We start from the raw sequence: 17,454 nt of genomic DNA, 5'->3' as shown, positions 1-17,454 counted from the left end.
ATCAGCGTTTCCGCGACCCACAAACCATCCGACCCGCCCCCACCAGAACCCGGAGCGCACGAAACGCCGACCAGATCCGGTCTTGAAATTTAGGGGATTGGCCGCCTCCGGTTCCCAGCATTTCCGCTGGTCTCCCTCTCGGCGACTTAGAAAACAATACACCCACCACGCCCCCACCGCAAACCCACCCCCACACACCCCCACCACCACCCCAAAACCCCCAAAACCCGCGGCCAAACGCGGGCCCGGGCACCCAATCCGGGGCTCCGGCGTCGTAAGTGAGAATTGTGCGGTGCGTCACCGTGGCTCGGGGCGGACACAGACCTCCGTGGTGGGGCAGGCGGCCACGCGGCAATTGGCAGCCGCCCCGGCCCGGGCGCCGGCCCACCATCGGCGTTAAACGCAAGAAGGGCCGGCAACCAAACGGTTGCCGGCCCTTCTCAAGCCACTGGCTTCAGGAGTACTGAATTACCAGGAAGACTTCGTGATGCCCGGGAGCTCACCGCGGTGAGCCATGTCGCGGAAGCGAACACGGGAGATACCGAACTTCTGGAAGGTACCGCGGGGACGGCCATCGATGATGTCGCGGTTACGCAGACGTACCGGAGAGGCGTTGCGGGGCAGCTTCTGCAGGCCGAGGCGAGCAGCTTCGCGTGCTTCGTCGGTTGCGTTGGCGTCAACCAGGGTCTTCTTCAGTTCGAGGCGCTTTGCAGCGTAACGCTCGACGATGACTTTACGCTGTTCGTTCTTAGCGATCATTGACTTCTTAGCCATGTGTTTAGCGCTCCTCTCGGAATTCGACGTGCTGGCGGATTTTGGGGTCGTACTTCTTCAGAACCAGGCGGTCCGGGTCGTTACGACGGTTCTTGCGCGTCACGTAGGTGTAGCCCGTGCCCGCGGTCGACTTCAACTTGATGATCGGACGTACGTCCTTATCCTTTGCCATTAGAGCTTCACTCCTCGTGCCAGGATTGCGGCGACGACTACGTCGATGCCACGTACGTCGATGGTCTTGATGCCACGAGCAGAGACCTGCAGCGTGACGTTACGGCGCAGGGACGGAACCCAGTAGCGCTTCTTCTGGATGTTCGGGTCGAACCGGCGCTTGTTGCGGCGGTGCGAGTGCGAAATGCTGTGTCCAAAGCCCGGCTCGGCTCCGGTCACCTGGCAGTGTGCTGCCATGACGACTCTCCTCAAAAAATAAATGAAACGGCTAACAGAGTTCCTGCTGACCGTGCGTTAGGCGGCGTCCGCATCCGGCTCCCTCCCCCAACCATCGGTTCCGCGGGATTCAGTCAGACGGCACAAACCGGCTGGTTCCTCACTGCGGCGAAGATTGTGGGCCACGGGCACTTGGCGTTGGCGGTCCGTGGACAGCCATTGCGAAGTGCCGGGATGCTGGGCGAAATACAGGAATGCGCGCAACTTGAGCCCCTAACTACCGGCCACCAAGACCGTCGATTTCTCAGACAGGTCCTGCCAACCGGAGCAATTGCACACGCTCCGCGCCACCTAGCGCCTACCAAGTCTACGAGTTCGACGAATTAAAGACCAATCCGGCGCTGAATGGTGTATAGGGACTGCCCCGCAGCCGGTCCGCACAGACGGCATGGTCTCTTCCCAGGTCATATGCCGGGCGAAGTATTTTCACAGCCAAATGATAGGCGGCGAGGAGATTCTGGCTCTATGAACACACAACTTCTGACGAGCCGTCCCGGGGTTCGCCGCAGCCCCCGTGGCGCTGTGAACCCGTTCGACGGGCAGCATCGGCGGCGGTTGCTGCGGGCGGATCTGCTGACAGTCCTCTTCTGGGCGTCCGTGGCCGGCGCGGTCGCATTGTGGCTGGCCGACGGCGGGGCCGCCGGCTTCACGTCGGCGTCCGGCTCCTTCACCGCGCTGGGGATTGTGGCGGGCCTCGCCGGGATGGACCTGGTCCTTCTCATGCTGCTGCTGGCGGCGCGGATTCCACTGATCGACAACACAGTGGGCCACGACCGCGCGCTGGAGTTGCATCGAAAGCTGGGAAAGCCCGCCTTGTACCTCCTGCTCGCCCACGGGATCCTCATCGCGATCGGGTACGGCATGGCCGAAGGGCTGGATCCTGTCAGTGAGGCGGTTGCACTGTGGGTCCTGGTGCCCGACGTGTGGCTCGCCTACATCTCCATGCTCCTGTTCATCGCCGTCGTGGTCACCTCCCTGGTGGCGGTCCGACGTCGGTTCCCTTACGAATTCTGGTACGCCGTCCACCTTCTGACCTATGCGGCTGTCCTGACGGCCCTCCCCCACCAGTTCAGCGTCGGCGGCCTCTTTGCCGAGGGCACCTGGCAGCGCTGGTACTGGCTGGCGCTGTGCATCGGGACCGGCGCCGCCTTGGCGTATTACCGGGTGGCCCAGCCCCTGGTGGCATCGTTCCGACACCAGCTGACGGTCAAACGGGTAGTTCCGGTGGCCCCAGGCGTGGTGAGCATCGAGATGTCCGGCCTGCGACTGGACCAGTTGGCGGGCAGCGGCGGCCGGTTCTTTATCTGGCGGTTCCTGGCTCCCGGGTTGTGGTGGCACCCGCATCCGTTCAGCCTGTCCGCCGATCCCGTGCAGCTCGACGCCGCCGGCCAGGGCACACTGAGGATCACGGTCCGCAACCTGGGCCGGGGTTCGGCCCAGCTCGCGTGGCTCAAGCCCGGCACCAAAGTGGCCCTGGAGGGCCCGTACGGGCTGTTCAGCACGGCGGCACGGAGCCGCAACCGTGTGGTCATGGTCGGCGCCGGGATCGGCATCACCCCGGTCCGCGCCCTGCTTGAGAGCACTCCGTTCCAGCCCGGAAACGCCACCGTCATTCTCCGCGGTCACAGCGAATCCGAGCTGTACCTGGGCCAGGAAATACTCGAACTTTGCCAGCGGCGCGGAGCCACGCTGTTCCACCTGACCGGCCCCCGCCCGGCCGGAGTCCGGACCTGGCTGCCGGAGAACTCCGCACGCGCCGGCCATCGGCTGGCCAGTTATGACCCCAATATCGCCGACGCCGACATATACGTCTGCGGCCCCGCCGCCTGGGCGCAAAGCGTGCTTGGGGACGCCCGCGCAGCCGGCGTCCGGGAAGATCAGCTCCACTACGAAAGGTTCGACTGGTGAGAACCCGCGCAGCAGTTTCAGCAGCCCTCGCCTCCGCCGGCATCCTCATTGCAGGCTGGCAGGCGGGCGTCCACGTTGCCGATACGGGCAGCACCGTCGCGAGCGCGGCGGCCGGCACTACCGGCAGCACCGGATCCACGGGATCATCCGGCTCGAGCGGAACGTCCGGCTCAACGGGTTCGTCCGGTTCAACGGGTTCGTCCGGTTCGTCGAGCGCGACCGGCACCACGGGAGCCTCGGCCAAGGCCGGGGGGACGTATGCCGGCTCCGTTGTCCAGACCCGGTTCGGCTCCGTCCAGGTTCAGATCACGGTTCAGGGCGGAAAGATCACTGACGTCACGGCGCTCCAGCTGACCGACGCTGAACGCAAGTCCGTGCAGATCAGCAACCGGGCGGCCCCGCTCCTGCGCGCCGAGGTGCTCCAGGCCCAGTCCGCGGACGTGCAGACCATCAGTGGTGCGACGGTGACGTCGGACGCGTATTTGAACTCCCTGCAGGCGGCCCTCGATGCAGCCAACCTCTGAGCGGGGCGGATCGGCCCTGAGGGCCAGGACTTTTGGCTCCATGGGCACCGTCGTCAGCCTGACCATTCCTGCCAGAGCCATCGGTGACCGCGAACTCGACGCCGCAACTGCCGCCGTCGAACGGGTGTTTGCCGGCTCGGATGAGACCTTCAGCCTGTACCGTCCCGATTCCGAGGCCAGTCGGCTGGCGCGCGGCGAGCTGTCGCTTCGGGACTCATCCGCCGGGATGCGGGACCGCTATGCGGATGCTGTGGGCTGGCGGCTCATGACGGAGGGCGCGTTCTCCCCGGAGCGGCCCGACGGCGTGCTGGACCTATCCGGGATTATCAAGGGCTACGCAATCGGGCAGGCCGGGGAGGCGCTGCGCATCCGGGGAATCACTGACTGGTGCCTGAATGCCGGTGGTGACGTGCTGGTGATGGGCTCGCCGGTTCCGGGCAGCGGGGCCTCGTGGGCGGCCGGAATTGCTGATCCGCTGGACCGCTCGGCGCTGCTGTCCGCCTGCGAGCTGGGCGGGCGGGGCGGCTGGAAAACAGGCACCCGGCGCGCCCTTGCGACGTCGGGCTCGGCGGAACGGGGTGACCACATCTGGACCGCGGGCTCCCGGGGCGCCGAGTTCATTCAGGTCTCCGTGGCCGCTGCAGACATTGTCACGGCCGACGTGCTTGCGACGGCGATCGTCGCGGGCGGGACCGAGATGCTACACCGGGCCACGGACGGCTGGGAGATCGATGTGCTGGCCGTCCGCCGCGGCGGGGAACTGCTCGCGACGCCGGGATTTCGTACCTAGCTTGCCGTTCTCTGACTTAGCGGTTTAGAGGTGTGTGAGCCGGCCGTATTTTGGCTCCAGGCCGTCGCCGGAGGACTTGCCGGTGACGCGCCGGACAACCCACGGGCCGGCGAATTCGCGCACCCACCGGGCATTCGCCCGGATGGCGTCCACCCGGCTCAGTTCGGGCACCGGGGTCATGGGCGGGACGTCGATCGAGTGCTCGTGCGCCAGGACGGTGAGGACGCGCTTTGCCATGTTCGCGTGGCCGGCCGGAGACATGTGCATCCGGTCCGTGGCCCACATGCCCCAGTCGTAGTACTCACTGAAGCGCCAGTAGTCGACCAGCAGGGCGCCGTGGTCCCCGGCGATTCCGCGCACCAGCTCGTTGTAGATGGCCGTGCGGCCGCGCATGGTGCCGAAAATCTTGGAGCCCCGCGCGTCGAAACCGGTGAACATCACCACGGTGGCGCCGGCGGCCGTGAGCTTGCGGATGCCGGCGTCGTACTCCGCCAGCAGGTCATCGATATCGACCTTGGGCCGGAGGATGTCGTTGGCGCCGGCGTAGATGCTGACCAGGGTGGGTTTGAGTGCGACGGCGGCATCCACCTGTTCGGCCATGATCTGGCGGAGTTTCCTGCCGCGGATGGCAAGGTTCGCGTACCCGAAGCCGGGATCGGCGGCGCCGAGCACCTCTGCCACCCGGTCCGCCCAGCCCCGCACGCCGTTGGGCCGGGTGGGGTCGTCGTCGCCGACGCCTTCGGTGAAGGAGTCGCCAAGGGCCACATAGCGGGACGTGAAATCCATGGGTCAAGTCTGCCAGCAGTTGCCGCGAGCAACAAAGACGGGACGGCCCGGCGGCGGCGTGCAGCTGCAGCGCTCAGCGTTCGCGCAGGATCCAGTGGTCGTCGTCGAGGCGGGCCACGATCTTCTCGCCGATCCGGGCCAGGTCCGCGACGTCTTTGGGACTGAGGGCATCCATGAACAAAGACCGGACGGCCTCCACATGGCCAGGGGCGAGCCTCACGATGGTCTGCATGCCTTCATCGGTCAGGTGAGCCGTCGTGACGCGGGCGTCGCCGGGGTGCGGCCGGCGCTCGAGCCAGCCGCGGTTCTGCAGCTTGGTGACCACATGGGAGAGCCGGGACAGCGAGGCGCTGGTGCGCGCGGCGAGCTCGCTCATGGGCAGGAAGCGCCCCTCGGCCTCGGAAAGCATCGCCAGCACGTTGTAGTCGAAGAGGGAAAGCTTGCCCGCGGCATGGAGCTGGGTGTCCAGGGCGGCCGGCAGCATGGTGTTGATGCTGAGCTGGGCGAGCCAGGCCCGGCGTTCATCGGCGTTGAGCCAGCGGGGTTCGGTCATGGCTACATTCTAGGAGACTGGAAGCTTGACGATTCAACTTCAAGCTGGGAATTCCTTAAATGTTCCCGCCTGTCCCCGGCCAGCTACCGGTAGGCTGGCCGCATGTACGTAGTCTCCCTGACCTACAAGGTCCCCGACGACATTGTGGAGTTCCATCTCCCGGCCCACGTTGAGTGGCTACAGGCGGCCTTCGACGACGGCGTCTTCATGGTCGCGGGGCGAAAAATCCCCCGCACCGGCGGCCTGTTGCTCTCCAATTCGGACCGGGCCAGCCTTGACGCCGCCTTGGCCAAGGACCCGTTCTACGTCAATGGCGTGGCCGACTTCGAGGTCATGGAGTTCCATGCCAACAGGGTGGCTCCGGGCTACGAGAACCTGCTGGATTCAGAGGCGCCCTCTTAAGCCCGGCGTCAAAACTTCGGCCCGGCGTCAAAGCTCGGCGCGTGACGCTTTCTCCATCAGCTTCTTCAGGCCGCCCTTCCGAGGGACCTTGACCGGCGACGGCCAGCGCGGGCTGAGCCGGTCGCCGAGGGTGACGCCGCGAAGCTTGCGGCCAAAGAGCGGCAGCACCCAATCGTGCAACCAGCGACGCTGCCGCCGTTCCCACTCCCGCAGGCTCAACCTGGCCGGCGGCTCCCAGTCCAGCGGGCTGATCTTATGGGGAACGCCCAGATGGTCCAGCACTTGGCCGGCGAGATATTTGTGGCCGGCCTTGGACATGTGCAACCGGTCCAAATCCCACATTCGCGGGTCGTGGAATGCGTCGAAGCACCAGTAGTCCACCAGCACGGCTTCGTACTTCGCCGCAATCTGCCGGACGCGCCGGTTATAGAGGGTGTTGCGTCTCTTCAGTGGTTCAAGGACGGCCGATACCTTGACGTCGAAGCCGGTGAACAGCACCACCGTGGCACCCGTCGCGGCGAGCCGGGCCACAAGCGCCTCATACTCGGCCATCAGCTCATCCATGTCGGTGCCAAAGTCGAGGATGTCGTTGCCGCCGGCGTACAGGGTGACCAGCGTCGGTTCCATGGCCAGGGCGGGCTCGAGCTGTTCGTCGATGATGTGGCGGAGCCGTTTGCTGCGGATGGCCAGATTGGCGTAATGCCAGCCCGGCTGTGCCTTGGCCAGCTTCTCCGCGACGCGGTCCGCCCAGCCGCGCACACCGTTGGGCAGCGTCTTACTCCGGTCCCCCACGCCCTCGGTAAAGGAATCCCCCAAGGCAACAAAGACCCGCCGCCCGCCTCGATCCGGAAGCAAAGGAAAAGAACCCACCCCGGCACCCTAGCGGCCGCAAAAAGCCGGAAGGGAAAGAGCGGATGAACCCAAGGTGACTGACCCGGGAGCCGCCTGAGGGTCTACAGCTCGGCTTTGCCCTGCCGCCAGTAACCCATGAACGCAACCTGCTTCCGGTCGATCCCCACGTCCCGCACCAGATACCGCCGCAGCTCCTTGACGGTGCCCGCTTCGCCGGCGATCCAGGCGTAGAAGGGAAGCGCCCCTGCGGGCTTGTCAGGGTTCTTGCCGGCTCCGATCGCCGCGGCGTCCATCCGTGCGGGGGTCTCCCAGAGGATGTCCTGGTCCACGTTGACGTCATCGGGTTCCGGGCCGGCGCCGCCCGCGGCAGCCTTGATGCCCACCCAGCCGGGCTCGGGAACAGCGGCGCGGACGGCTTCCTGCAGGAGTTCGCCGTGCGGACGCGAGCGGCCGATCGAGGCGCCACGCGCCAGCCAGGTGATTTCGACGCCGGCGTCCGACTTAAGGTCCAAGAAGTCGCCTCCCTCGGGGACCTCCAGGAACGCATGCCCGCTCATGTAGGACGGGAGGCTTTCCAGGATGGCGCTGATGGCCGGAACGGCCGTCTCGTCACCGGCGAGCAGTACCCGCTGGGCCAGGCCCGGCCGCCATTCGATGCCGGAGTAGGTCTCCGCCGTGACACAGTGCGCGGCCCGGTTGTTGGGGCCGATGATGGTGAGGGCGTCCCCCGGCCTGGCGCACACGGCCCAGTTCGCGGCGGGCCCGCCGTCGCCGGCGTCGTCGAAGTGCAGGACGAAGTCAACGTCGATCTCCGGGTAGACGGCGTCGAGGCGTTCCTCCCGCACTGTGTAGGTGCGCATGGAACCACGGGTTGCGGGATCCATGGCCAGCCATTCCTGGTACCAGCCGGACTGTTCCAAGGCGAACACGGGCAGCGGCAGGCGGGTGCCGTCCTCGGCGAGGGAGGGGATCATCAGCTTCACGCGAAGGTCCAGGGTGTCGCCGTGGACGCCGAAGTCTCGCAGGGAGTACCCGCCGAAGGTGATGCGGCGGAAGTTGGGGCTGAGCTCCTGCACAGCGGAGACTGTCACGTCGAAGGCCAGGGTCATTGGCTGGGTGGCAAGTTTGTCTCGTACCGCTGAATTCACGCGGGCTGCATTCGCACGGGTCAGATGTGCTCGGCTCGTCATGGGACCAACTCCAGGATTGTGGTTTCGGCTTTCGGGAAATCGGTGTGGTGCCGGCCTAGCGGAATGATCAGTGGCGTGCCGGAAACGGGGTCGGGAAGCACCCGCGATTCCAGGCCGAAGACGTCCCGGACCAGCTCCTCGGTGACCACTTCGGTGGAGGGCCCCTCGGCCACGATCCTGCCGCCCTTCATGGCGATCACGTGGTCCGCGTACCGGGCCGCCAGGTTCAGGTCGTGCAGAACGATTGCCACGGTGGTGCGGCGCTGCCGGTTCAGGTCGGTGACCAGGTCCAGGACTTCCACCTGGTGGGCCAGGTCCAGGTAGGTGGTTGGCTCGTCGAGCAGGAGCACGTCGGTTTCCTGGGCAAGCGCCATGGCGATCCAGACGCGCTGGCGCTGCCCGCCGGAGAGTTCGTCAACGTTCCGGTCGGCGAGCTCCAGCGTTTCGGTGGCTTCGAGCGCGCGCTGCACGGCCGCGTCGTCGGCTGCTGACCAGCTCCGGAAGAAGCCCTGGTGCGGGTAGCGTCCCCGGCCCACGAGGTCACGGACCAGAATGCCGTCCGGAGCGGTGGGATGCTGCGGGAGCAGGCCGAGGATGCGGGCGAGTTCCTTGGCGGGGCGGGAATGGATGTCCTTGCCATCCAGGGTCACGGCGCCGCCGGCCGGCTTGAGCAGCCGGGACAGGCCGCGAAGGAGCGTGGACTTGCCGCAGGCGTTGGCGCCAACGATCATGGTCACCTTGCCTTCGGGGATCTTCGCCGTAAGGCGTTCCACCACCCGGCGCTGGTCGTACTGCAGCGTCAGGTCCTGGGCTTTGAGAACCGCCATGTCAGGCGTCCTTTCGGTTGGCCGTGACCAGGAGCCACAGCAGGAACGGGGCGCCCAGCGCGCCGGTGACCACACCGACCGGAAGGACGGTGCCGTCAAGGAGCAAGGGGGCGATGTTGGCGGCGAAGTAGTCTCCGGCGAGGACAATCAGGGCACCAACGAACGCGCCGGCGGGCAGGCTCGCCTTGCCGGTGAACCGGCGGGCGATGGGTCCGGCCAGGAAGGCCACGAAGGCCACAGGCCCGGCTGCCGCGGTGGCGACGGCGGCCAGGGCGACGGCAGCAACCACCACGCCCAGCCGGGTGATGCCCACCCGGATGCCGAGTCCGGCGGCGGCGTCGTCTCCGAGTTCCAGGATCCGGAGCGGGCCGGCGAGGACGGCGACGGCGGGCACCAGGACCAGCAGCGCCAGCGCCAGCACCCCGGCGCGGTCCCAGCTGGCGGAGTTCAGCGATCCGTTCAGCCAGATCAGCGCCTCCGCGGCGGTGCGGATGTCGGCGCGGGTCATGAGGAAGTTGACCACGGCGTTCAGTGCCGCGGCGATGCCGATGCCGGCCAGGATGAGCCGGCTGCCGGCTGCGTTGCCCCGGTTGCCGCCCCCGGATCCGAGGGAACCGCTCCGGGAGATTGTGTAGATCACGGCCGCGACGGCCATGGCCCCGCAGAGCGCCGCGCCGGAAACTGCCGCCCCGGAGGCTCCGAAGACGACGATGGCGGTAACGGCGGCCGCGCTGGCCCCGTAGCTGATGCCGATGACATCGGGGCTGGCCAGCGGGTTGCGCAGCATGGTCTGGAACAGGGTGCCCGAGAGGCCGAAGGCGATCCCGATCATGGTGCCGATGACTGCCCGGGGCAGCTTGTTTTCCATCACGATGAAGCTGGCGCCGGGGATTTTCTCGCCGCCGGTCAGGTGGCCAATGAGGATCCTGAAGAAGTCCGGGATGGTGACGGTGTAGCTGCCCAGCAGGATGCTGACGGCGAGGAGCACCACGACGGCGATGGCCAGGAACCCGGTGCGGCTCCGGAAGAGTCCGCGAGATGGCAGATAACGGCGATGTTTGCGCGGATCACTGCCGCCAAGTGCCATCTCGGTGGAGGATTCCCGGGTCAGGTCTGCGTTGCTCACAGCCCGGCCCCCTTCCCGCGGCGAACCAGCCACACGAAGACGGGCGCACCCACGAGGGCGGTCATGATGCCCGCGGGGACTTCGCCGGGCAGCAGGATGACCCGGCCCACTACGTCCGAGAGCAGGAGCAGCACGGGCGCCAGGACCAGCGAGAAAGGCAGGATCCAGCGGTAGTCCGGCCCGGTCAGGAAGCGGACCGCGTGCGGAACCACCRGGCCGACGAATCCGATCGGCCCGGCCAGTGCAGTGGCCGAACCGCAGAGCAGCACAACGCCCAGCGCGGTAACGCCGCGGGCGAGGCCGACGCGCTGGCCCAGTCCGCGGGCGATGTCATCCCCCAGGGCAAGGCTGTTCAGGATCCTCCCGGTGAACAGGACGATCAGTGCCCCGGCGGCCAGGAACGGCAGCCCGGGCAGCACCACCGACCAGTCCCGGCCGGCGATCCCGCCGACCTGCCAGAACCGGAAACGGTCCAGGGTGTCCTGGCTGGAGACCAGGACGACGTTCATGAGCGAATACAGCCCCGCGCTCAGGGCCGCGCCGGCCAGTGCCAGCTTGACCGGCGTCGCCCCGTCGCGTCCCATGGATGCGATCAGGTAGACGACGACGGCGGCGGCGGCGGCGCCGATGAACGCGAACCAGATGTAGCCGGTCAGGGACGAAACGCCGAAGACGTAGATCCCGGTGACGACGGCGAGGGCGGCTCCCGCGTTGACGCCGATGATGCCGGGGTCGGCCAGCGGGTTGCGGGCCACACCCTGCATGGCCGCGCCCGCGAGTCCGAGGGCGCCGCCGGCGAGCAGCCCCAGCACGGTCCGCGGGATGCGGGCGTGGATGACGGCGTGGTTGCCGTCGGCGGGGTCGAATTGCGTGAGCGCCTGCCAGACCGTGCCGAGGGGAACCCCGCGGGCGCCGACAGCCAGGGACGTCGCGCAGACCAGAACAAGTACGGCGACGGCGGCCAGCAGCCAGGCCGCCTGCTTTGCGGGGGCTTTCCTCCCGGTGGGGGCCGGGAGTGCGGGCGCGCTGGCGGCGGGCGCCGTCGTCGTACTGTTCGTCATGGGAGGGTGTTACTTCGCCGCGGCAGCGACTTTGTCCGCCGCGCTGGCCAGCTGCGGCAGGAACGTGTCCAGGGACCACGGCAGGCTCAGCGGCGAGGAAGCGGAGATGGACAGCGTCAGGGTGTTGCTCGAGTCGGCTACCAGGGCGCCGGTCTTGATGGCCGGGATCTGGCCCAGCAGCGGGTCAGCCTTGATGGAGTCCGTGGTGGCCGCATCCGGGACCCAGGTCACAAAGATGTCCGAGCTGAGTTCGTTGGCCTTTTCTGCGGACCACGGGATGAAGAATTCCTTGGAGCCCTTGGACTTGTCCTCGACGACGGATGCGAGCTTCATGCCGATTTCGCTGAGGAAGCGCGGGCGGTTGTCGTTGGCCGTGTAGACGTTGACGCCGTCGCTCTTGTCCGGTTCCAGGTTGCCGTAGATGTAGGACTTTCCGGCGATCTGCGGGTACTTGGAGACCTTGTCCTTGATGGTGGCCTCGGTGTCGGAGACCAGCTTGGTGGCTTCGGCTTCCTTGCCCAGGGCCTTGCCGATGATGGTGGTGGAGTCCTGCCAGGAGGTGCCGTAGGCGACCTCCGGCTGGGCCACGACGGGGGCGATTTCGCTGAGCTTCTTGTAGTCCTCTTCGGTCAGGCCGGAGTAGGCGCCCAGGATGACGTCCGGGTTCAGCTTGGCGATCTCGGTGAAGTTGATGCCGTCAGCCTCGGAGAACTGGACAGGGGCTTTCTCCGTGCCGAAGCCAGCGCCGAGCTTCTCGAGCGCGGCGTCCTTCCACGGTGTGGAGCCCTTGTCGTTGCCGCCCCATTCGTTCTTGGGGATGCCGACGGGCACCACGCCGAGGGCGATCGCGACGTCGTCGTTGACCCACGAAACGGTGATGACTCGCTTGGGCTGTTCCTTGATGGTGGTCTCGCCGAAGAGGTGCTTGATGGTGACCGGGAAGGCGGCGCTGGCCGGCTGGGAGCTCGCGTCCGCCGCCGTCGAAGTTGCTGGTCCGGTGGAGCAGGCGGTCAGGGACAGCGCGACGGCGGCCAGAACAGCTGCGGCCCGCCCCGCGGTCGTGCGGAGGCGGCGGCCGGCAGGGCGGCCGGCGGAACGGGGGAAGACGGCGGAAGCCACGGAACTCCTTAGGTAAGTGATGCAAACCTAAGTAAGGCTAGCCTACCCTTTCAGTAATTAAGAAAGGTTTGAGTAACGTAATTGTCTCAATTGGCCTGTGACGTGCACGGAAGCATTGATGCGCGGTCGTGTTTTCCAGGGCGATGCCCTGCTGTTAGGTGCAACGCGGGGGCACTTACGGCCTATCACGGTGGTGTTTATCGGCCGTAGGTGCCCCCGCGTCGGGGGGCGGCCCAGTCGGACTCGCAGTACAGCCTTATGGGGCGATGGAGGTACTGCCTTGCCGGGCACTGCCGGCCCGCAGCCTCGCGGCGACGTCGATGGCGTCGCCGGCCGGCGCCGTGGACTTGGCGTCCGGGCGGGCCAGCAGGAGGTAGAGAAGGCCGGTGCCCGCCACCACGGCCAGGCCGAGCAGGACAGTCCAGTCGGTGACAAAGACGCCCGTGCTGCCGGGCCAAGCCAGCAGCACCATGGCAAAGATGCCGTAGGCCAGGGCGGCGGCATTGACCGCGAATCCCGCGGCCCCCAGGCTGAACGGCCCCGCCGGCCGCCAGCCCTTGAGGCGCTGGCGCAGGGCAGCCAGCACCACGGACTGGAAGGCAATGTAGATGCCCAGTACGGCAAAGGACGTGATCTGGGTGAGCAGTTCGTCCGAGCCCAGATAGATGATGATGCAGATGGCCAGGGGAATGCTGGCGGCGACGATCAGGGCGTTCGCGGGAACCTTGGCGGTACCGGAAACCTTGGACAGCCAGCGGTGTCCGGGCACCATGCCGTCACGGGCAAAGGAAAAGATCAGCCGGCTGGCCGCCGCCTGCAGGCTCAGCACGCAGGACAGAAACGCCGTGATCGCAACGACCAGGAAGATCTTGGCACCCACCGGGCCGAGGGCCGATTCCAGAATGGCGGGGATGGGGTCTGCATCCTGGCCGTTGACGATCTCCTGCAGGTTGGGCGCGGCCAGCACATAGCCGCCGAAGGAAAACAGCGCGGAGACGCCTCCCACCACAATGGTCATCATCATGGCACGCGGGATCCGCCGGGCCGGGTTGGCGACCTCCTCCGCCACGTCACCACAGGCTTCAAAGCCGTAGAAGAGGAACAGGCCGGCCAGGGCGGCGCCCATGAACGCGTTCAGGTAGCTGCCGTCTCCCTGCACGCCCATCGAGTCGAAAAACACGCCGAAGCTCTGTTTGCGCTGGAAAATCAGCAGGTACAGGCCGACGGCGATCACGCCGATCAGTTCTGCCGCCAGACCGATCCGGGCCACCCGGGCCATGGTTTTGGTGCCGGTGAAGTTCAGGACCAGCGCCACGAGAAGAAGCAGCACCGACAGGCCAAGCGTGCTTTCCCGGTTCAGCTCAATCTCGAACAGGCTGGCCAGGAAGCCGCTGCCAAATTCGGCCACGGCGGTGATGGTGACAATCATGGCCCAGATGTAGACCCAAGCCGCCATCCAGGCATAGCGCCGGCCCCAAAGCCGCCTGGTCCACGGATAGATGCCGCCGTGAATGGGATATTGCGACACCACTTCGCCGAATACGAGTGCCACCAGCATCTGCCCGGCCCCCACGATGAAGATCCAGAAGACCGACGGCGGCCCGCCGGCCGCCATGGCGACGGCGAAGAGCGAGTACACCCCCACCAGCGGCGAAAGGTAGGTGAATCCGAGGGCGAAATTGGCCCACAGGGACATGGACCGGTCAAAGGAATCCTGGTAGCCCAGGACGGCAAGATGTTCACTGTCGTTAAGCTCGGCGGTGTTGCGGGGTTCGGTAGACATGGTTTCCTTCCGACGACTTTGGCGGGAGATTCTGGGGGGCCGGCGCAGGACGCCGGTTGTGCTCGTGCCGGCGGCGGACGTGCCGGCGGCTGCGCTGCTTAGCCGATGTAGCTCATGACGTGCTTGATCCGGGTGTAGTCCTCCAGCCCGTACATGGACAGGTCCTTGCCGTACCCGGAGTGCTTGAATCCGCCGTGCGGCATCTCGGCCACGAGCGGGATGTGGGTGTTGATCCAGACGCAGCCGAAGTCGAGGCGCTTGGCGAACTGCATGGCCCGGGTGTGGTCCTTGGTCCACACCGAGGACGCCAGCCCGTAGTCCACGTCGTTGGCCAGGGCCAGGGCCTCGGCGTCGCTGGAGAACTTCTGCACAGTGACGATCGGGCCGAACACTTCGCTCTGGACAAGCTCGTCGTCCTGGTTCAGCCCGGACACCACCGTGGCTTCGTGGAAGTAGCCCACGCCGCCGTGGCGCTTGCCGCCGACTTCAACAGTGGCGTGCTCCGGCAGCCGTTCCAGGTATCCGGCGACGCGCTGGAGGTGGTCGGCGCTGCTGAGCGCGCCGTACAGGATCCCGTCCTCGGCGGGACCGCCGGTCCTGGCGTTCTGCCGCACTTCTTCGGCAAAAGCAGCCACAAACTCATCGTGGATGTCTTCATGCACCAGCAGCCGCGTGGCCGCGGTGCAGTCCTGGCCCGCGTTGTAGAAGGACGCCGGGACGATGCCCGCCACCGCGGTGGCGATGTCGACGTCGTCGAACACTATGACCGGGGCCTTGCCGCCCAGTTCAAGGTGCACGCGCTTGACGTCGGCGGCCGCCGCTCCGGCCACCTCCATTCCGGCCCGCACGCTGCCGGTGATGGACACCATCTCGGGGCCTCGTCCGCCACCAGGGCCTTGCCGGTCTCGCGGTCGCCCAGGACCACATTGAACGCGCCGGCAGGGAGGAAGGCGCTGGCCAGCTCGGCAAACAGCAGGGTGGAGCTCGGCGTGGAATCAGAGGGCTTGAGAACGACGGTATTGCCGGCCGCAAGCGCGGGAATGACCTTCCACGCCGCCATCATCAGCGGGTAATTCCACGGGGCCACCTGGCCGATGACGCCGATCGGCTCGCGCCGGATCGAGGAACTGTGGTCCGCCAGGTACTCGGCGGTGGCCCGGCCTTCCAGCGTCCGGGCGGCGCCGGCAAAGAAACGGATCTGGTCCACGAGGACGTCGATCTCATCCGGGACAATCCCCGCACGGGGCTTGCCGGTATCGGCGCATTCGAGGTCGGCCAGCTCATCAGCCCGGGTCTCGACGGCGTCGGCAATGTGCAGCAGCGCCCGCTGGCGCTCCGCCGGAGTGGTTTCGCTCCAGGTCTCAAACGCCGCCGCGGCTGCCGCGTAGGCGGCAGCGACGTCGGCGGCGGTGGATACGGGCGTTGTGGCGATGACCTCTTCGGTGGCCGGATTGTGGATCTCCAACCGGCTTGTGGAGGCCGAGTCAACAAACTGGCCGTTGACGAAGTTCCGCAAATTCCGCACGCTCATGGGGTTCCCTTCAGTGAATTGGGTGGGCCGGGCCGCGCAGCGGACCACGCCACAATGTGACCTGGTTCACGGCCACATGGTGAGACTACACCTTATTCATCTGAAATGGGATGTTTAATTAACGGGGCTGTTCCCACCATGATCTTCAGGTTGGTGCCGGGGCAGGCAATGGCGCCGCCCGGGCCCGGGCCGGCATTCGGGGCGGCCAGGGTCCCTACGGGGAGCGACGGATCGGTGGAGACAACCACCCTGCCCGCAGCGTTCGCCAGCACCGTCGGTGCCCCCACGGCGCGCATCAGCGGCAAGGCGTCCCGCTCCAGCCGGCGCACCAGAAGATCTGCGCCCACCACTCCTGCCATGGACCCGCCGACGCTGACGGGCGCGGTGAGGGTGAGGATGTAGTCGCACGTGCACAAGTGGTCGACATAAGGGCCGGTGATGTGGCGCACCCCCGTGGTTTCCGGCACCCGGTACCACTCCAGCGCACTGAGGTCCCGAAGATAGTCGGCGTAATCGCGCGACGCCAGATCCAGCCGGCTCGGTTCCGTGGTGGTGCCCAGGATCGGGTTATCCTCCAGCGGACCCAGCCACCAGGCAAAATGGAGACCCTTGCCCCGCACCACGCCCGGCGCCGCGATGAACCCGGCGCCGATCAGCAGCGGGTTGGCGGCCGTCAGCTCCGGTTCGACCATCGCATAGACGGCAGGGTCAATATCTCCCGCGCCCCAGGCGGTTGAGGCCTCGACCTGCCCCCGCCACCGCTGCAGGGTGTCGAAGACGCCGTTGAACAACGCTCCGGTGGCCGCGGCGCAGTCCCGCGCCCGGGCTTGGAGGGTATCCGCCGTGTCATTGTCAGCCATCAGCCGTTGCTCCTTGCTCAAACCGTTCCTTGGCGGCCAGCAGCCACACGGAAAGCTCGCTGATCTGCGCCCGGACCGAGGCGCGGGCCGCGGCGGCGTCGCGGGCGGCGATCGCGACGGCGGTGCGCTCGTTTTGCGCATAGACCCGCGCCCGCATGGCGGGGTCCGTCAGGCACAACCACAGCATGGGGCCGAACTCCGCCTGGAGGCGGATCTGCTCGCGCACAAGCCGCGGTGACTGGCTGATCACGGCTATTTCGAGGTAGAAACCGCCGGCGTTCCGGCCGGAATCGCTGGCGGAACCAAAGTCGGCCCCCTGTAGCCAGTCGGTCAGCCGCTGGGCTTCATCGATGGACGCCAGCTCGGCCGCCCGTTCTGCGCAGCCGGCCGCCAGCACGCCAAAATAGGCGGCGAGATCGGCAATCTCCACCTGCGAGAGTCCGCGCAGCCGGGCCCGCAGGAGCCGCTCCGGCGTTTGCTCGGCGGCCAGCACAAAGCTCCCGCCCTCGCGGCCGCGCCGGGTTTCCACCAGCCCGGCCTCGCGAACAGCCCCCAGGCCATCGCGCGCCGTCACCAGGGCCACACCAAACCGCTTGGCCAGCTCCGCCTCGCTGGGTAGCCGATCGCCCGGAGCCAGCACGCCCAACAGAATGGCGTCGGTCAGCCGCTGGGCCACCTGCTCAGATCTGCCGACGCCGGTCAGTTGGGCGAAGACCGCGGCCCGGGCACCGCGCGACGGCGCGGCGGCGGCCGGTTCCTGGCTCACCGCAGCGCCCTTGGCCAGCTGCGTTCCCGGCGGGACCGAACCGAAGGATCTGCTTCCATAGCGCCACTCTATCGGCCCCGCTACCGCGGGGTCCGCCGCGGCCGCACCCTCGCGCCGGAATGCGATTGTGCGGAGCGGCCAAAGCTTGGATGATT

The 17,454-nt window shown here is 67.1% G+C and carries 18 protein-coding genes and 1 pseudogene; 4 read left to right on the top strand and 15 right to left on the bottom strand.

The window, feature by feature from the left end; translation table 11 throughout:
- Window positions 1-468: 468 nt before the first annotated feature.
- From rpsN to rpmB, 3 genes are read right to left on the bottom strand one after another with little or no spacing between them, the layout of a single operon-like run.
- Complete coding sequence (gene rpsN / locus AC1DEY_RS08160) at window positions 469-774, bottom strand: 30S ribosomal protein S14 (protein ID WP_441411515.1); 306 nt, start codon at window positions 772-774, stop codon at window positions 469-471.
- Window positions 775-778: 4 nt separating this feature from the next.
- Complete coding sequence (gene rpmG / locus AC1DEY_RS08155) at window positions 779-946, bottom strand: 50S ribosomal protein L33 (protein WP_003798558.1); 168 nt, start codon at window positions 944-946, stop codon at window positions 779-781.
- Window positions 946-1,182, bottom strand: a complete 237-nt coding sequence (rpmB, locus tag AC1DEY_RS08150; protein ID WP_011693744.1) for a 50S ribosomal protein L28 — start codon at window positions 1,180-1,182, stop codon at window positions 946-948. The genes rpmG and rpmB overlap by 1 nt, the downstream gene beginning before the upstream one ends.
- A 504-nt stretch (window positions 1,183-1,686) precedes the next feature.
- On the opposite strand from rpmB, the gene AC1DEY_RS08145 reads away from it, so the two are divergent.
- Genes AC1DEY_RS08145 through AC1DEY_RS08135 form a run of 3 tightly spaced genes read left to right on the top strand, consistent with a single transcriptional unit; the run spans window position 1,687 to window position 4,443 of the window.
- Window positions 1,687-3,129: a ferredoxin reductase family protein gene (locus AC1DEY_RS08145; protein ID WP_476867511.1), complete on the top strand. Its 1,443-nt coding sequence runs from the start codon at window positions 1,687-1,689 to the stop codon at window positions 3,127-3,129.
- A complete protein-coding gene (locus AC1DEY_RS08140; protein WP_476867510.1) occupies window positions 3,126-3,653 on the top strand; it encodes an FMN-binding protein in 528 nt (175 codons plus the stop codon). Before AC1DEY_RS08145 ends, AC1DEY_RS08140 begins: the two co-directional genes overlap by 4 nt.
- Before the next feature lie 40 nt (window positions 3,654-3,693).
- Window positions 3,694-4,443, top strand: a complete 750-nt coding sequence (locus AC1DEY_RS08135; RefSeq protein WP_476867516.1) for an FAD:protein FMN transferase — start codon at window positions 3,694-3,696, stop codon at window positions 4,441-4,443.
- Window positions 4,444-4,467: 24 nt separating this feature from the next.
- On the opposite strand, the gene AC1DEY_RS08130 is transcribed toward AC1DEY_RS08135, so the two are convergent.
- The gene (locus AC1DEY_RS08130) at window positions 4,468-5,229 is read right to left on the bottom strand and encodes an SGNH/GDSL hydrolase family protein (protein WP_476867509.1); all 762 of its coding nucleotides are present in this window, start codon (window positions 5,227-5,229) and stop codon (window positions 4,468-4,470) included.
- A 73-nt stretch (window positions 5,230-5,302) separates the two neighbouring features.
- Entirely contained in the window at window positions 5,303-5,782 is a 480-nt protein-coding gene (locus tag AC1DEY_RS08125) for a MarR family winged helix-turn-helix transcriptional regulator (RefSeq protein WP_441411510.1), read from the bottom strand.
- A 102-nt stretch (window positions 5,783-5,884) separates the two neighbouring features.
- Here AC1DEY_RS08125 and AC1DEY_RS08120 point away from each other — a divergent pair, with 102 nt between their 5' ends.
- Entirely contained in the window at window positions 5,885-6,184 is a 300-nt protein-coding gene (locus AC1DEY_RS08120; protein WP_441411509.1) for a YciI family protein, read from the top strand.
- A 27-nt stretch (window positions 6,185-6,211) separates the two neighbouring features.
- Here the strand turns inward: AC1DEY_RS08120 and AC1DEY_RS08115 are convergent, their stop codons facing one another.
- From AC1DEY_RS08115 to AC1DEY_RS08070, 10 genes and pseudogenes are all read right to left on the bottom strand, one after another.
- Window positions 6,212-7,054: an SGNH/GDSL hydrolase family protein gene (locus AC1DEY_RS08115; protein ID WP_476867508.1), complete on the bottom strand. Its 843-nt coding sequence runs from the start codon at window positions 7,052-7,054 to the stop codon at window positions 6,212-6,214.
- A gap of 83 nt (window positions 7,055-7,137) precedes the next feature.
- Window positions 7,138-8,145, bottom strand: a complete 1,008-nt coding sequence (locus tag AC1DEY_RS08110) for a siderophore-interacting protein (protein WP_476867515.1) — start codon at window positions 8,143-8,145, stop codon at window positions 7,138-7,140.
- Window positions 8,146-8,222: 77 nt separating this feature from the next.
- On the bottom strand, window positions 8,223-9,053 hold the full coding sequence (locus AC1DEY_RS08105; protein WP_476867507.1) for an ABC transporter ATP-binding protein: 831 nt from the start codon (window positions 9,051-9,053) through the stop codon (window positions 8,223-8,225).
- Between the two features lies 1 nt (window position 9,054).
- Window positions 9,055-10,140 carry a FecCD family ABC transporter permease gene (locus tag AC1DEY_RS08100; RefSeq protein ID WP_476867514.1) on the bottom strand — a complete coding sequence of 362 codons (1,086 nt, stop codon included), beginning with the start codon at window positions 10,138-10,140 and terminating at the stop codon, window positions 9,055-9,057.
- 35 nt (window positions 10,141-10,175) lie between these two features.
- A complete protein-coding gene (locus tag AC1DEY_RS08095) occupies window positions 10,176-11,240 on the bottom strand; it encodes a FecCD family ABC transporter permease (RefSeq protein WP_476867506.1) in 1,065 nt (354 codons plus the stop codon).
- A gap of 9 nt (window positions 11,241-11,249) precedes the next feature.
- Window positions 11,250-12,359: an iron-siderophore ABC transporter substrate-binding protein gene (locus tag AC1DEY_RS08090; protein ID WP_476867505.1), complete on the bottom strand. Its 1,110-nt coding sequence runs from the start codon at window positions 12,357-12,359 to the stop codon at window positions 11,250-11,252.
- Window positions 12,360-12,615: 256 nt separating this feature from the next.
- Window positions 12,616-14,142, bottom strand: coding sequence for an APC family permease (locus AC1DEY_RS08085; RefSeq protein ID WP_476867504.1), 1,527 nt, complete (start codon window positions 14,140-14,142; stop codon window positions 12,616-12,618).
- Window positions 14,143-14,240: 98 nt separating this feature from the next.
- Window positions 14,241-15,673 (bottom strand): annotated as a pseudogene (locus AC1DEY_RS08080) (aminobutyraldehyde dehydrogenase).
- Window positions 15,674-15,765: 92 nt separating this feature from the next.
- On the bottom strand, window positions 15,766-16,533 hold the full coding sequence (locus AC1DEY_RS08075) for a cache domain-containing protein (protein ID WP_476867503.1): 768 nt from the start codon (window positions 16,531-16,533) through the stop codon (window positions 15,766-15,768).
- A complete protein-coding gene (locus AC1DEY_RS08070; RefSeq protein ID WP_476867502.1) occupies window positions 16,526-17,299 on the bottom strand; it encodes a FadR/GntR family transcriptional regulator in 774 nt (257 codons plus the stop codon). The genes AC1DEY_RS08075 and AC1DEY_RS08070 overlap by 8 nt, the downstream gene beginning before the upstream one ends.
- Window positions 17,300-17,454: the final 155 nt, after the last annotated feature.

It is taken from the genome of Arthrobacter sp. 05T47 (assembly GCF_056395825.1).
Note: the sequence above shows the minus strand (reverse complement) of the source record. Positions and strands in the feature narration are given on the sequence as shown.

Bases quoted from the DNA above. Each gene is read 5' to 3' on its own strand.
- rpsN (WP_441411515.1), bottom strand. From the start codon at position 774: ATGGCTAAGAAGTCAATGATCGCTAAGAACGAACAGCGTAAAGTCATC.
- rpmG (WP_003798558.1), bottom strand. From the start codon at position 946: ATGGCAAAGGATAAGGACGTACGTCCGATCATCAAGTTGAAGTCGACC.
- rpmB (WP_011693744.1), bottom strand. From the start codon at position 1,182: ATGGCAGCACACTGCCAGGTGACCGGAGCCGAGCCGGGCTTTGGACAC.
- AC1DEY_RS08145 (WP_476867511.1), top strand. From the start codon at position 1,687: ATGAACACACAACTTCTGACGAGCCGTCCCGGGGTTCGCCGCAGCCCC.
- AC1DEY_RS08135 (WP_476867516.1), top strand. From the start codon at position 3,694: ATGGGCACCGTCGTCAGCCTGACCATTCCTGCCAGAGCCATCGGTGAC.
- AC1DEY_RS08130 (WP_476867509.1), bottom strand. From the start codon at position 5,229: ATGGATTTCACGTCCCGCTATGTGGCCCTTGGCGACTCCTTCACCGAA.
- AC1DEY_RS08125 (WP_441411510.1), bottom strand. From the start codon at position 5,782: ATGACCGAACCCCGCTGGCTCAACGCCGATGAACGCCGGGCCTGGCTC.
- AC1DEY_RS08120 (WP_441411509.1), top strand. From the start codon at position 5,885: ATGTACGTAGTCTCCCTGACCTACAAGGTCCCCGACGACATTGTGGAG.
- AC1DEY_RS08110 (WP_476867515.1), bottom strand. From the start codon at position 8,145: ATGACCCTGGCCTTCGACGTGACAGTCTCCGCTGTGCAGGAGCTCAGC.
- AC1DEY_RS08105 (WP_476867507.1), bottom strand. From the start codon at position 9,053: ATGGCGGTTCTCAAAGCCCAGGACCTGACGCTGCAGTACGACCAGCGC.
- AC1DEY_RS08100 (WP_476867514.1), bottom strand. From the start codon at position 10,140: ATGGCACTTGGCGGCAGTGATCCGCGCAAACATCGCCGTTATCTGCCA.
- AC1DEY_RS08085 (WP_476867504.1), bottom strand. From the start codon at position 14,142: ATGTCTACCGAACCCCGCAACACCGCCGAGCTTAACGACAGTGAACAT.
- AC1DEY_RS08075 (WP_476867503.1), bottom strand. From the start codon at position 16,533: ATGGCTGACAATGACACGGCGGATACCCTCCAAGCCCGGGCGCGGGAC.